Origin of the sequence: Staphylococcus debuckii (genome assembly GCF_003718735.1) — a bacterium.
Classification (GTDB): Bacteria; Bacillota; Bacilli; order Staphylococcales; family Staphylococcaceae; genus Staphylococcus; species Staphylococcus debuckii.
Genome location: NZ_CP033460.1, coordinates 207,413 through 221,712 on the forward strand (window position 1 = coordinate 207,413; position 14,300 = coordinate 221,712).

Sequence of the window (14,300 nt, forward strand, 5' to 3'; positions counted from 1 at the left end):
AAAGTGAAGGTGGAAGCATTGTCAGATGTGAACAACACGGAAAATTATGGCGCTGGACAGATTCAAGTTTTAGAAGGACTTGAAGCGGTTCGTAAGCGACCTGGTATGTATATTGGTTCAACTTCAGAAAGAGGTCTGCACCATTTAGTTTGGGAAATTGTAGACAATAGTATTGACGAAGCATTAGCTGGCTATGCTGATAAAATCGAAGTCATTATCGAAAAGGATAACTGGGTTCGAGTAACAGATAATGGACGTGGAATTCCTGTTGATATTCAAGAAAAAATGGGACGCCCGGCAGTTGAAGTTATCTTAACTGTGCTGCATGCCGGCGGTAAATTCGGCGGCGGCGGTTATAAAGTTTCAGGTGGACTGCATGGTGTAGGTTCATCTGTTGTAAACGCACTTTCAGAAGACTTAGAAGTCTATGTACACCGCAATAATAAAATTTATAACCAAGCTTATAAACGTGGTATTCCGCAATATGACTTGAAAGTTATCGGAGAAACAGAACATAACGGTACAGAAATCCGTTTTAAAGCTGATCCTGAAATTTTTACGGAAACTACGACTTATCAATATGAAATACTGCAAAAACGTATTAGAGAACTCGCTTTCTTAAATAAAGGTATTCAAATTACCTTACGTGATGAACGTGATGAAGACAATATTCGCGAAGATTCTTATCACTATGAAGGCGGAATTAAATCTTACGTTGAATTATTGAATGAAAATAAAGAACCACTCTTTGATGAACCTGTTTACTTACATGACCGTAAAGATGACGTGGAAGTAGAAATTGCTATTCAATATAACAGCGGCTTCACTACTAATTTATTGTCTTATGCGAATAACATTCATACTTATGAAGGTGGTATGCATGAAGATGGCTTTAAACGTGCATTGACACGTGTCTTAAATAGTTATGGCACTAAATCAGGTTTGATTAAAGAAGACAAAGATCGTTTATCTGGTGAAGATACGCGTGAAGGATTAACTGCTATCGTTTCTATCAAGCACGAAGATCCACAATTCGAAGGCCAAACTAAGACTAAACTCGGCAACTCTGAAGTACGTCAAATTGTAGACAGACTTTTTGCAGAAGATATGGAACGTTTCTTGTATGAACATCCTCAAGTGGCGCGTATCATTATTGAAAAAGGTGTAATGGCTTCTCGTGCACGTATTGCTGCTAAAAAAGCCCGTGAAGTTACACGCCGAAAATCTGCTCTAGAAGTTTCTAGTTTACCTGGTAAATTAGCAGACTGCTCTAGTAAAAATCCTGAGGAGAGTGAAATCTTCTTAGTCGAAGGTGACTCTGCCGGGGGGTCTACAAAACTCGGTCGTGACTCAAGAACGCAAGCCATCTTGCCATTACGAGGCAAAATCTTGAACGTTGAAAAATCACGCTTAGACAGAATCTTGAACAACAATGAAATTCGTTCGATGATTACCGCTTTCGGTACAGGAATCGGCGGAGAATTTGATATTTCTAAAGCCCGTTATCATAAGATTGTTATTATGACAGATGCTGATGTCGACGGTGCCCATATCAGAACATTGCTGTTAACTTTCTTCTATCGCTTTATGAGACCGTTAATTGAAGCGGGTTATGTATATATTGCACAACCGCCATTGTTCAAATTGACACAAGGCAAACAGAAATATTATGTCTTCAACGAAAGAGAATTGGATAAATTAAAATCTGAATTGAAACCAACGCCGAAATGGTCAATCTCACGTTATAAAGGTTTAGGCGAAATGGATGCTGACCAATTATGGGAAACAACTATGAACCCAGAACACCGTTCAATGCTTCAAGTAACATTGGAGGATGCGATTGAAGCGGACACAACGTTTGAAATGCTGATGGGCGATGTGGTAGAAAATCGCAGACAATTCATCGAAGATAATGCTGTATATGCAAACTTGGATTTCTAATATGGCATACAGCATAGGAATTAATAACTTAAGGAGGAGTTCTTGATGGCTGAATTTCCTGAATCAAGAATAGTAGAACGAAATATTAGTAGCGAGATGCGTGAATCGTTCTTAGATTACGCGATGAGCGTTATCGTATCTCGTGCTTTGCCTGACGTCAGAGATGGTTTGAAACCAGTACATCGTCGTATTTTGTACGGGTTGAACGAACAAGGAATGACGCCTGATAAACCGTATAAGAAATCTGCACGTATCGTTGGGGATGTAATGGGTAAATATCACCCTCACGGCGACTCTTCTATCTATGAAGCGATGGTACGTATGGCACAGGATTTCAGCTATCGTTACCCTCTTGTTGATGGACAAGGGAACTTTGGTTCTATGGATGGCGACGGTGCTGCAGCAATGCGTTATACAGAAGCAAGAATGACGAAGCTTGCAACCGAATTACTGCGTGATATTAATAAAGACACTATTGATTTCATCGACAACTATGATGGGACAGAAAGAGAGCCGGCAGTCTTACCTGCTCGCTTCCCTAACTTGCTTGTTAACGGAGCGTCTGGTATCGCCGTAGGTATGGCAACCAATATTCCACCACATAATATGACAGAAGTCATTAATGGCGTATTAAGCTTAAGTCATAACCCAGATATTACTGTCAACGAATTGATGGAAGATATTCAAGGTCCTGACTTCCCTACAGCCGGGTTGATTTTAGGAAAAAGCGGTATCCGTCGTGCTTACGAAACTGGTCGTGGCTCTATTCAAATGCGTGCACGTGCTGAAATCGAAGAACGTGGCGGCGGTCGTCAACGTATCGTAGTTTCTGAAATTCCATTCCAAGTTAACAAAGCTCGAATGATTGAAAAAATTGCCGAGTTAGCGCGCGATAAAAAAGTAGACGGCATCACAGATTTACGTGATGAAACAAGTTTACGTACAGGTGTACGTGTTGTCATCGATATTCGTAAAGATGCAAATGCCAGCGTTATTCTTAATAATTTATACAAATTGACACCGCTTCAAACATCATTCGGTGTAAATATGATTGCCTTAATTAACGGCAGACCAAAACTAATCAACTTAAAAGAAGCATTGGTTGAGTATTTAGAACACCAAAAAGTTGTAGTGCGCAGACGTACTGAATATAATTTGAAAAAAGCAGAAGATCGCGCACACATCTTAGAAGGTTTAAGAATCGCGTTAGATCACATTGATGAGATTATTACGACGATTCGTGAGTCAGAAACAGATAAAGAAGCAATGGAACGCTTGCAAAGTCGTTTCAAATTATCTGAACGCCAAGCTCAAGCAATATTAGACATGCGTTTAAGACGTTTGACAGGATTAGAACGCGACAAAATTGAATCAGAATATAATGACTTAGTTGCTTACATCGAAGAATTAAGAGCAATTTTAGCGGACGAGGAAAAATTATTAGAACTTGTACGTGAAGAATTGACTGAAGTCAGAGATCGCTTCGGTGATGAACGCCGCTCAGAAATCCAACTTGGCGGCTTAGATACAATCGAAGATGAAGACTTAATTCCAGAAGAACAAATCGTTATCACATTAAGTCATAACAACTATATTAAACGTCTTCCAGTTTCTACGTATCGTGCACAAAATCGCGGTGGTCGCGGTGTACAAGGTATGAACACTTTAGAAGAAGACTTTGTCAGTCAAATCGTGACGATGAGTACCCACGATAACGTATTGTTCTTCACAAATAAAGGACGCGTTTATAAATTGAAAGGTTATGAGGTGCCGGAACTCTCCCGTCAGTCTAAAGGTATTCCGGTTATCAACGCAATCGAATTAGAAAATGATGAATCTATCAGTACGATGATTGCGGTCAATGACCTTGAAAAAGAAGATGCTTACTTAGTATTCGCTACTAAAAACGGTATTGTTAAACGCTCATCACTTAGCAACTTCTCACACATTAACCGTAATGGTAAAATTGCGATTAACTTCCGTGAAGAAGATGAGCTCGTAGCGGTACGTCTTACAGATGGTACTAAGGACGTCTTGCTTGGAACATCACATGCTTCATTAATCCGCTTCAAAGAATCTAAATTACGTCCATTAGGTCGTACAGCAGCAGGTGTAAAAGGTATTACATTACGTGAAGGCGATGAACTAGTAGGACTTGCAGTTGCGACAGAAGATAGCGAGGATGAAGTCTTAGTAGTAACTGAAAATGGCTACGGTAAACGTACACCTCTTGGTGAGTACCGCATTTCAAATCGTGGCGGTAAAGGTATTAAAACTGCAACGATTACTGAGAAAAACGGAGATATTGTTTGTATCACTACAGTAACTGGCAGCGAAGATCTTATGATTGTAACGAATCAAGGGGTTATCATTCGAATCGATGTCAGCGATATTTCTCAAAATGGACGTTCTGCTCAAGGTGTCCGTCTTATCCGCTTAGGAGATGACCAATTCGTTTCTACTGTGGCTAAAGTACAAGAAGACCCTGAAGACGAATTAGAAGGAACATCTGACAGCGAAGTGGTACCAGGTGAAGGAGAAGCAACAGTTTCAGTTGAAGAACATGTTGTGGAAACTGATGATGATGGTCAAACTATCCATACTGAAGTCGATGAAACAGTCGATGAAGATGGCGAAAAAGAAGAATTAAGACAAGACTTTATGGATCGCGTGAATGAAGATATTGAAAGCGCGGATCATGAAGATGACGAAGAATAAGAACTAATTAAAAAAAGCTTTCTGCACTACTGAATCTCATCAGTAAGCAGAAAGCTTATTTTTTTATGCTTCTTCGTTATTTCCTTCTTCTAAACGTTTCATCGCATAAGGAATTTCTACAATTAAATTGGATGGTGGTACGACATACATATCTTTAGATAAGCATTCACCAATATAACTATGCACATATGTGGCTGTTGTGACAGCATAATCGAAATCATCAAATTGACCGACAAAACTTGTAATGATACCAGCAAGTGTATCACCCATGCCGCCTGTAGCCATTGCAGGTGTTCCGATATCTAATTTATACGTTTTATCTTTCAAATAGATTTCAGTACCGTGTTTTTTCAATACGACTACGCCGCCCATATTATCCACCGCTTCACGGTTACGTTCTTCTGTTTGTTCATCAATAGGAATACCGCTTAAACGTTCCCATTCCATTTGGTGCGGTGTATAAACAATACGACGACATTTCGGAATATCCAATTTCAATTTGCTGATAATAGAAATTGCATCCCCATCAATAATTAAATTCTGATGCGGTTGAATATTTTGAAGTAAGATTGTCATTGCATTATTACCCTTGAAGTCTTTACCGAGTCCAGGGCCAATTAAAATACTGTCAGTCATTTCGACCATTTTTGTTAATTGTTTAGTGTCATTAATATCTATCACCATTGCCTCAGGACAACGTGAATGGATAGCAGCATGATTAGTCGGATGCGTTGCTACTGTAATGAGACCGCTGCCGCTATAAACACAAGCGCGTGCTGCCATCATAATTGCACCGCCTAAATTCGCATTTCCTCCAATTAAAAGAATCTTGCCATAATCACCTTTATGCGTATCATCTTTTCTTTTTGGAATAGATACGTTATTTAAAACTTCCACCACAATCCCTCCATATTTCTTTAAAATAGTTGAATAAGCAATAGAGACACTGCTATATGTCTTGTTGTTCAAATTGTCTTTATTATGCTTTGAATGAAATTATAAAAATTTAAGGACGCGGAACAGAAATAATATGAATGTCCCAGCCTCCCTTTAAACGTCTTTAATACACTTTTTCTTAATGCAATAACTCATATTATACCTGTCCATTCAGGAAGTCAACACTAAAATTTATAGTAAATATTAATACTTTATTAACCCTATCCATATGTGTGAAACAAGTGATAAAGAGTAGTGTGAAATGCATTTCAAATATACTTGAATATAAAAAAAGACCAAAGCCTGAGAAAGACTTTGGCTCAAAAAATTCACTTGCTTATTTAAAATGCTTTCTAAGCGTAATGAATGTACCAAATGCAATGAAGAGACCTGCCACGATAGTCATAGTAGTCGTATCTGCACTATCTTTTCCTGTGTCAGGAAGTGGATCAATGTTTTGTCTAGGTTGTTGATGATTTTCTACAGGAGCACCATGAGCGTTTAAATATTCTTGTCCCTCTTTAGGAACGATAACGTCCCCATATGCAGTCTGATTTTCTGCTGCATTAATTGAACTTTCCACATACTCACGATAAGAATTTTGGTAGCTGTTAATAGAACCTATTCCGCCGCCTTCACCTAGATTAGAACCGCTTAATCTAGATTCTAAAAGTTTATCATGCTGGGTCTGCCATTCAGCAGGTGTGGCTAAGTGGATGTCTACCTTTTCGTTATCCTCTGCCGCTTCTGCTGAATTCAAAGTTACAGTGGCCGTTCCCATAAGTAATGAAGATGCAATTAAAGATGACACAACAAATTTAGACTTTCTCAATTGATTACACTCCTTTATTTTTTAATTCACTTGGAGTGTATCATCAAAGGATTTTTATATCTTAATATTTACAAAATCAATACAGATTTGATGCAAGTATTAACAAACTTTAAATCAACTTAAGGAGGTAAAAGGTTTTAGCTTGTTAAATTAGTGACGTATTAACACGCTACGGCTTTGCTGAAATCTATTGTCGCTCTCTGAATGTAAGCGTATACTTGTGATAATTATAACCATTTATTTTACTGAGGAGGTAAATTCAATTGACATTAGAATTAAACGGAGCGTCGCTCACAATTGAAGATATAAAGCATTTTTTACATCAGCAAGATAAGATTTCAATCTCATCTGAGGCGATGGAACGTGTTAAGAAGAGCCGTGCTATTGTAGAAGATATTATTAAAAATAAAGAAACAATCTATGGCATTACCACAGGATTCGGTTTATTCAGTGATGTCTTAATTGATCCAGACCAATATAATCAGCTTCAAGTCAACTTAATTCGTTCACATGCGTGCGGGACAGGCGAGCCCTTTTCACATGATGTTTCATTAGTGATGATGATTTTACGTTTGAATACGATGTTAAAAGGTCATTCAGGTGTAACGACTGATTTAGTAGAGCAATTGACTTATTTCATTAATGAACGTATTATTCCGATTATTCCGCAACAAGGTTCATTAGGAGCGTCTGGCGATTTAGCACCTCTGTCTCATCTGGCTTTAGCATTAATCGGCGAAGGTAAAGTTTATTACCAACAAGAAGAACGCGAGAGCATTGCTGTATTAGACGAATTAGGACGTCAACCTTTACAGCTATCTGCTAAAGAGGGACTGGCATTAATCAATGGTACGCAAGCTATGACAGCACAAGGCGTGATAAGCTGGATTGAAGCGGAAGCCTTAGCTTATCAATCAGAGTGGATTGCTGCTTTAACACATCAAGCGTTGAACGGAATCACAGATGCCTATCGTCCTGAAGTACATGATGTACGTAACTTTCCTGAACAAAGCGCAGTGGCAGATCGTATGTTGTATTGGTTAGAAGATTCTAATTTAACTACTAGACAAGGTGAAATCCGTGTTCAAGATGCTTATACTTTACGTTGTATTCCGCAAGTACACGGTGCCAGCTTCGAAACTTTGAATTTTGTAAAAAAACAATTAGAACGTGAAATGAATGCGGCTAATGACAATCCGCTGATTTTTCATGAAGACGACGAAACGCTCGTCATCTCTGGAGGCAATTTCCACGGCCAACCTGTCGCTTATGCCTTAGACTTTTTAAAGGTAGCCGTAAGTGAATTGGGCAATATTGCAGAACGTCGCTTAGAACGTTTAGTTAATCCGCAATTGAATGGTGACTTGCCTGCCTTCTTGAGTCCGGAACCAGGATTACAAAGTGGCGCAATGATTATGCAATATGCGGCAGCAAGTTTAGTTTCTGAAAATAAAACCCTTGCACATCCCGCAAGTGTAGACTCTATACCTTCTTCAGCCAATCAAGAAGATCACGTATCGATGGGAACAATTGCCTCACGTCACGGATATCAAATTGTGGATAATACGAGACGCGTGTTGGCTATTGAGTTAATTATTGCTTTGCAAGCTGTAGAGTTGAAAGGGATCGATAAATTGTCTCCACGGACACGTGAAAAATATGAAACCTTACGCAATATCACACCAGCGATTACTCAAGACCGTCAATTCCACAAAGATATTACGCAAGTATCCCGCTATTTACAGCAAAGTGCCTATGCAGATATTGAATGTAAATAACAAGAATTTTTATTGAATTCTGAAAAAGTTGAAAATACTTATTGCAAATTATAATGACGTTTGCTATAGTGAACTTAAGTTCATAAGACATTGTTCGCAGGACAAGTAATCCTGATATTTGATTTCAGAGAGCTTATGGTGAGTGTGAATAAGCAATCAATATTTGAGACGAATCTACCTGCATATTAAAGGAACAACCGGTAATAACCGTTATTTTAGCGAGAGTGCAGTCCGAGTATTTATGCTTGTACTGTTAAATAGGGTGGCAACACGTAATACCACGTCCCTTGTAGGGGCGTGGTATTTTTTTATTGTTTTTTGCCTCCTTAATAGATTTACATTACTCAAAAAATTGGTAGATATATTGGAAAGGATGACAGCATTATGTTAGATATCAAATTATTCAGAAATGAACCAGATCACTTAAAAGAAAAAGTTAAATTACGTGGTATGGAGCCACAAGTAGTAGACGAAGTTTTAGAATTAGACAACAAACGTCGTGAGTTGATTGGTAAAGCAGAAGAAATGAAAGCGAAAAGAAACAAAGTCAGTGATGAAATTGCTGAGAAGAAACGTAATAAAGAAGATGCAGATGATGTTATTGCTGAAATGAGAAAATTAGGCGAGGACATTAAAGAAGTAGATACTGAATTAAATGAAGTAGATGAAAAATTAAATTACAGATTATCTACAATCCCTAACATCATGAATGACGATGTTCCTGAAGGCGATTCTGATGAAGAAAATATCGAAGTGAAAAAATGGGGTACGCCTCGTCAATTCGACTTTGAAGCGAAAGCACACTGGGACTTAGTAGAAGAATTAGGAATGGCCAATTTTGACCGTGCTGCTCGCGTATCAGGTGCGCGTTTCGTCTTCTTAACAAATGAAGGTGCACAATTAGAACGTGCATTAATGAACTACATGCTTACTAAGCACACAACACAACACGGTTATACTGAAATGATGGTACCTCAATTAGTAAATGCAAACTCTATGTATGGTACAGGTCAATTACCTAAATTTGAGGAAGACTTGTTCAAAGTGGAAAAAGAAGGCTTGTACATGATTCCGACAGCAGAGGTTCCGCTTACTAACTACTACCGCGAAGAAGTCTTGTCTGCAGATCAATTGCCAGGCAAGTTCACTGCACAGTCAGCTTGCTTCAGAAGTGAAGCGGGTTCTGCCGGACGTGATACACGTGGCTTAATTCGCTTGCATCAATTCGACAAAGTTGAGTTGGTACGTTTTGAAAAACCTGAAGATTCTTGGGATGCATTAGAACAGTTAACAAGCAACGCAGAAGCTATCTTAGAAGAACTTGAATTACCATATCGTCGTGTCATTCTTTGTACTGGCGACCTTGGATTCAGTTCAAGTAAAACTTATGACTTAGAAGTTTGGCTTCCAAGTTATGAAGATTACAAAGAAATCAGCTCATGCTCTAACATGACAGATTTCCAAGCACGCCGTGCAAATATCCGCTTCAAACGCGATAAAGATTCTAAACCAGAATTAGTTCATACATTGAACGGAAGTGGTTTGGCAGTCGGACGTACATTCGCGGCGATTGTAGAGAACTACCAAAATGCGGATGGTTCAATTACAATTCCTGAAGCATTAGTTCCATTCATGGGCGGAAAAACAAAAATCGGCCCAGCAACAAAATAAATGGGATCATCGAGTAGTTGGAATAACGAATTAAGATGATCCAACCTCGTTCCAATATATATTTTACCTACCACTTTGAGTGCTGCACCTACCAATGCAGCACTCATCTTTTTTATTTCCCAAACTATTATTTCCCAAAAAAGTACAAAAAATACCGACTATCCTCTTCGGATAATCGGTATTGAATAGTATATAATAAATAGCATAGCATCAAGGATTGAGAATGTACCGTATGTCTAACTTCAGACAAACGGAAGTCTTACCTTAGAAGCTGTATTCAGCGTAATCTAGTTGAATCAAGAGCATTTGCACATAGAAATGCGATAAAGCTGATGATACTTAAAGTAAAGAAACCATAACCAAGTGGAATCAAGAAATCTCCAGCATTAAAGAAAATGAGTCCTGTAATTGTCATTCTGATTAATGCATGTAAAACAAAACATAAAACACTGGCAAAAAATAGTGCTAAACTACTTCCGCCGAAAAGGACTTTCTGCATTTCAACTGGTACTCCTTTATAAATTTAAAACTTCTTTTCTCATTTCTTAACAATTCAATTATAACGTGGTTTTTAACAGATTACGATAGGAGTTTGAGGATTTTAACAAATAATTAATAAAGTACAATTATTTAAAAAAATGCTGAATGATAGAGCCGACTAAGAGAATAATCATTGCGACAAGTACCATAATATTCGCCACTAGCGTCGGATATTGATTACGTAAATGTTTAGGTTTAGAAAGCTCTATTAACAATATAGCCCCTGCAATGAATAACAATAAAAATATAATCACGTAAAAAATTACAGATCCAATTGACATATAATATATCCTCCTTCCATTTAAATTCGAACGATTTCTTTAATGAAATTGTACCTCAATTAACATTTTGAAAACATAGCCAAAGAAGAGAAATTGAATAGAACAAGTTGATAAATGTTAACGGTTTAATCAACACATGCAGTTTCATGTTTCTTACAAGGTAAATGAAGTAGGTGATTCTTGCCAACTATGTTAAAATAATTCTTATAGTTACTAAAGTATAGGAGTGGCGAATTTGTTTGCAAAAATAGACTTTAAGGCGACGTTTCTCGCAACATTAGCACTCATTATTGTTGCAGCAGTCACCTACTTTCTGCCGTTTGCTGGACTACTATTGTTCTTCGTAGCAACAGTGCCAGGAATCATTTTATGGCATAAGTCCATCATGTCATTCGGCATAGGCGCACTCATTACAGTTGTTTTAGTAGTATTTTTTGGAAGTGAAGGGCTTCTTAGCTACATTGTTTTTGTCTTACTATTGAGTTTAATTGTAGGTCAGCTATTAAAAGAACGAACTTCTAAAGAACGCATACTTTATATCGCAACTACATATATGAGTATTTTAACGTTAGGCGCGTTTATGATGCTGCAAGTATTCAAGCGTATTCCGAATACCCAAGTACTCGTGAAACCGTCTAAAGATCAATTGTACGATATGATGGCGATGAGCGGTTTAGACTCAGCATCTCGCGGTGTATTAGAAGAGGGATTCCGCCAAATGGCTGTGCAATTGCCAAGCTACATCATCATCGCAATTTTCTTCTTGATTTTAATTAATTTGATTGTAACATTTCCGATTTTACGTAAATTCAAGATCGCAACACCCGTGTTCAGACCATTATTCGCATGGCAATTCAATCGTATATTAGCATATATCTACTTTATCGTTCTGTTGTGTGTCATGTTTGCATCACAACCAGGAACATTCCAAAGCATTGTCTTGAATATGCAAGTTATTCTTTCGTTCGTCATGTTTATTCAAGGTTTAAGCGTGATTGCTTTCTTTGCAAAAGTAAAACAACTGCCACCTGGTATAGGCATTATATTAATGATTTTAGGATTTTTATTGACACCTGTTTTACCAGTCATCGGACTCTTAGGTGTAGTAGATTTATGTTTCAACTTAAAACGATTTATCAAAAAATGATTTGAGGTGACAGAATGAATCGTCAATCCACTAAGAAAGCACTGATTATTCCTTTTTTATTGATGGTATTAACTGCTATTGCACTTGTAGTAGTCTGGTTTGTCTTTAACCAACTTGTAGCAGGTATTGCTTCAGCAGTTTTATTGGTAATGATTTTTATCAGTGCATTTGCACTGCGCAATGCATTCTTACGTTTGGATAATTATGTAGATGATTTAAGCGGACAAATATCAGCCGGTAACAGCATAGCAATTAAGAGCTTGCCAATCGGTGTGATTGTCTTAGATGAAAATGAGGATGTAGAATGGATGAACCATTTCATGTCTGATCGGTTAGACCGTAATGTTATCTCAGATCCGATAAATGAAGTGTATCCTAACATTCTGAAACAATTAGAGAAGACACAAGAAATTGAAATTACTGACGGCAGTTATCATTATCGCGTCCGTTATTCTGAAGAAGAACGCGTACTTTATTTCTTCGATATCACAGAAGAGGTACATACAACGCAATTGTATGAAGATTCCAAGCCGATAATTGCGACATTATTCTTAGATAACTACGATGAAATCACACAGAACATGAATGATACACAACGCTCTGAAATCAACTCTATGGTGACACGCGTCATCAGTCGTTGGGCTTCAGAATATGATATCTACTTCAAACGTTACAGCTCAGACCAATTCGTAGCTTATTTGAACCAACGTATCTTATCCCAATTAGAAGACTCGAACTTCGATATTCTAAAACACTTACGTGAAAAAAGTGTCGGGTACCGTGCTCAATTGACCCTAAGTATCGGAGTAGGGGAAGGCTCAGAGAACCTCATCGATTTAGGTGAATTATCACAATCTGGACTTGATTTAGCGCTAGGACGTGGCGGTGACCAAGTCGCAATCAAACACATTAACGGCAACGTACGTTTCTATGGTGGTAAGACTGACCCGATGGAAAAAAGAACCCGTGTACGTGCCCGCGTCATTTCTCACGCCTTGAAAGATATCTTAATGGAAGGCGACAAAGTTATCATCATGGGACATAAACGTCCTGATTTAGATGCAATTGGTGCAGCTATCGGTGTTTCACGCTTTGCTATGATGAACAACTTAGATGCATACGTTGTGTTAAATGAAGAAGATATTGATCCGACATTGCGACGCGTAATGGATGAAATTGATAAGAAACCAGAGTTGAAAGATCGTTTCCTTACTTCTGATGAAGCATGGGATATGATGACATCCAAAACGACACTCGTTGTAGTAGATACACATAAACCAGAGATGGTCTTAGATGAAAATATTTTAAATAAAGCCAACCGCAAAGTAGTTATTGACCATCACCGTCGTGGTGAAAGCTTTATCTCTCATCCGCTCTTGGTTTATATGGAACCATATGCCAGCTCTACAGCAGAATTGGTAACCGAGTTGCTGGAATATCAACCGACAGAGCAACGTTTAACAAGACTTGAATCCACAATTATGTATGCAGGTATTATTGTAGATACAAGAAACTTTACGTTGCGTACCGGTTCCAGAACCTTTGATGCGGCAAGTTACTTGCGTGCACACGGTGCAGATACTATTCTGACACAACATTTCTTGAAAGATGATATTGATACCTATATCAATCGTTCAGAATTAATCCGTACGGTTAAACTGCAAGATCACGGCATAGCAATTGCACATGGTTCAAACGATAAAATTTATCATCCTGTAACAGTTGCACAAGCTGCAGATGAATTGTTAAGTTTAGATGGTGTAGAAGCTTCTTACGTGGTTGCACGCAGAGAAGATGACCTAGTCGGTATTTCTGCCCGCTCGCTCGGTTCTATTAACGTTCAATTGACAATGGAAGCGCTGGGAGGCGGCGGTCATTTAACCAATGCTGCAACTCAAATCAAAGGTGTATCAGTAGAAGAAGCAGTACAACAATTACAACAAGCGATAGATGAACAAATGAGTAGGAGTGAAGAAGCATGAAAGTAATTTTTACACAAGATGTTAAAGGTAAAGGTAAAAAAGGCGAAGTTAAAGACGTACCAGTAGGTTATGCAAATAACTTCTTATTCAAGAAAAATGTTGCTGTAGAAGCAACTCCAGGTAATTTAAAACAATTACAACAACAAAATAAACGTGCTGAACAAGAAAGAGAACAAGAAATTGAAGACGCTAAAGCATTGAAGAAAAAATTAGAAGATATCGAAGTTGAAGTAACAGCTAAATCAGGCGAAGGCGGCAAACTTTTCGGTTCTGTCAGCACTAAACAAATCGCACAAGCCTTGCAAAAACAACACGATATCAAAATTGATAAACGTAAAATGGACTTACCAAATGGTATCCACGCGTTAGGTTATACAAATGTACCTGTTAAATTAGATAAAGAAGTCGATGGTACAATTCGTGTCCACACTGTAGAACAATAAGTTTGAAATGGAATAAATCAGAGGTGTAATC

The 14,300-nt window shown here is 38.1% G+C and carries 11 protein-coding genes and 1 other annotated feature; of the genes, 7 read left to right on the forward strand and 4 right to left on the reverse strand.

What is annotated here, in order from left to right; translation table 11 throughout:
- Positions 1–9 precede the first annotated feature (9 nt).
- Both gyrB and gyrA read left to right on the forward strand, forming a co-directional pair.
- A complete protein-coding gene (gene gyrB / locus CNQ82_RS01035; protein ID WP_240624929.1) occupies positions 10–1,941 on the forward strand; it encodes a DNA topoisomerase (ATP-hydrolyzing) subunit B in 1,932 nt (643 codons plus the stop codon).
- Positions 1,942–1,986: 45 nt separating this feature from the next.
- Positions 1,987–4,659 carry a DNA gyrase subunit A gene (gene gyrA, locus CNQ82_RS01040; protein WP_123143682.1) on the forward strand — a complete coding sequence of 891 codons (2,673 nt, stop codon included), beginning with the start codon at positions 1,987–1,989 and terminating at the stop codon, positions 4,657–4,659.
- A gap of 63 nt (positions 4,660–4,722) precedes the next feature.
- On the opposite strand, the gene CNQ82_RS01045 is transcribed toward gyrA, so the two are convergent.
- Positions 4,723–5,556 (reverse strand): NAD(P)H-hydrate dehydratase, encoded by an 834-nt coding sequence (locus CNQ82_RS01045; protein WP_123143683.1) that lies wholly within the window; start codon positions 5,554–5,556, stop codon positions 4,723–4,725.
- Positions 5,557–5,932: 376 nt separating this feature from the next.
- Entirely contained in the window at positions 5,933–6,427 is a 495-nt protein-coding gene (locus CNQ82_RS01050) for a hypothetical protein (protein ID WP_123143684.1), read from the reverse strand.
- 263 nt (positions 6,428–6,690) lie between these two features.
- Here CNQ82_RS01050 and hutH point away from each other — a divergent pair, with 263 nt between their 5' ends.
- Both hutH and serS read left to right on the forward strand, forming a co-directional pair.
- Entirely contained in the window at positions 6,691–8,205 is a 1,515-nt protein-coding gene (gene hutH, locus CNQ82_RS01055; protein ID WP_123143685.1) for a histidine ammonia-lyase, read from the forward strand.
- 85 nt (positions 8,206–8,290) lie between these two features.
- Positions 8,291–8,496, forward strand: a binding site (T-box leader).
- 93 nt (positions 8,497–8,589) lie between these two features.
- Positions 8,590–9,876: a serine--tRNA ligase gene (serS, locus tag CNQ82_RS01060; RefSeq protein ID WP_123143686.1), complete on the forward strand. Its 1,287-nt coding sequence runs from the start codon at positions 8,590–8,592 to the stop codon at positions 9,874–9,876.
- A 277-nt stretch (positions 9,877–10,153) separates the two neighbouring features.
- On the opposite strand, the gene CNQ82_RS01065 is transcribed toward serS, so the two are convergent.
- Together CNQ82_RS01065 and CNQ82_RS01070 are read right to left on the reverse strand one after the other, a co-directional pair.
- Positions 10,154–10,375, reverse strand: a complete 222-nt coding sequence (locus tag CNQ82_RS01065; protein ID WP_123143687.1) for a hypothetical protein — start codon at positions 10,373–10,375, stop codon at positions 10,154–10,156.
- Positions 10,376–10,502: 127 nt separating this feature from the next.
- A complete protein-coding gene (locus CNQ82_RS01070) occupies positions 10,503–10,697 on the reverse strand; it encodes a hypothetical protein (RefSeq protein ID WP_123143688.1) in 195 nt (64 codons plus the stop codon).
- A gap of 226 nt (positions 10,698–10,923) precedes the next feature.
- Here CNQ82_RS01070 and CNQ82_RS01075 point away from each other — a divergent pair, with 226 nt between their 5' ends.
- Genes CNQ82_RS01075 through rplI form a run of 3 tightly spaced genes read left to right on the forward strand, consistent with a single transcriptional unit; the run spans position 10,924 to position 14,269 of the window.
- Positions 10,924–11,844 (forward strand): DUF2232 domain-containing protein, encoded by a 921-nt coding sequence (locus tag CNQ82_RS01075; protein ID WP_420876458.1) that lies wholly within the window; start codon positions 10,924–10,926, stop codon positions 11,842–11,844.
- Positions 11,845–11,858: 14 nt separating this feature from the next.
- On the forward strand, positions 11,859–13,826 hold the full coding sequence (locus CNQ82_RS01080) for a DHH family phosphoesterase (protein WP_123143690.1): 1,968 nt from the start codon (positions 11,859–11,861) through the stop codon (positions 13,824–13,826).
- Entirely contained in the window at positions 13,823–14,269 is a 447-nt protein-coding gene (gene rplI, locus CNQ82_RS01085; RefSeq protein WP_046099742.1) for a 50S ribosomal protein L9, read from the forward strand. Before CNQ82_RS01080 ends, rplI begins: the two co-directional genes overlap by 4 nt.
- Positions 14,270–14,300 lie beyond the last annotated feature (31 nt).

What these genes read in the sequence shown, in the direction of transcription:
- CNQ82_RS01080 (WP_123143690.1), top strand. Translation starts at nt 11,859, where the DNA reads ATGAATCGTCAATCCACTAAGAAAGCACTGATTATTCCTTTTTTATTG.
- serS (WP_123143686.1), top strand. Translation starts at nt 8,590, where the DNA reads ATGTTAGATATCAAATTATTCAGAAATGAACCAGATCACTTAAAAGAA.
- gyrA (WP_123143682.1), top strand. Translation starts at nt 1,987, where the DNA reads ATGGCTGAATTTCCTGAATCAAGAATAGTAGAACGAAATATTAGTAGC.
- rplI (WP_046099742.1), top strand. Translation starts at nt 13,823, where the DNA reads ATGAAAGTAATTTTTACACAAGATGTTAAAGGTAAAGGTAAAAAAGGC.
- CNQ82_RS01065 (WP_123143687.1), bottom strand. Translation starts at nt 10,375, where the DNA reads ATGCAGAAAGTCCTTTTCGGCGGAAGTAGTTTAGCACTATTTTTTGCC.
- CNQ82_RS01070 (WP_123143688.1), bottom strand. Translation starts at nt 10,697, where the DNA reads ATGTCAATTGGATCTGTAATTTTTTACGTGATTATATTTTTATTGTTA.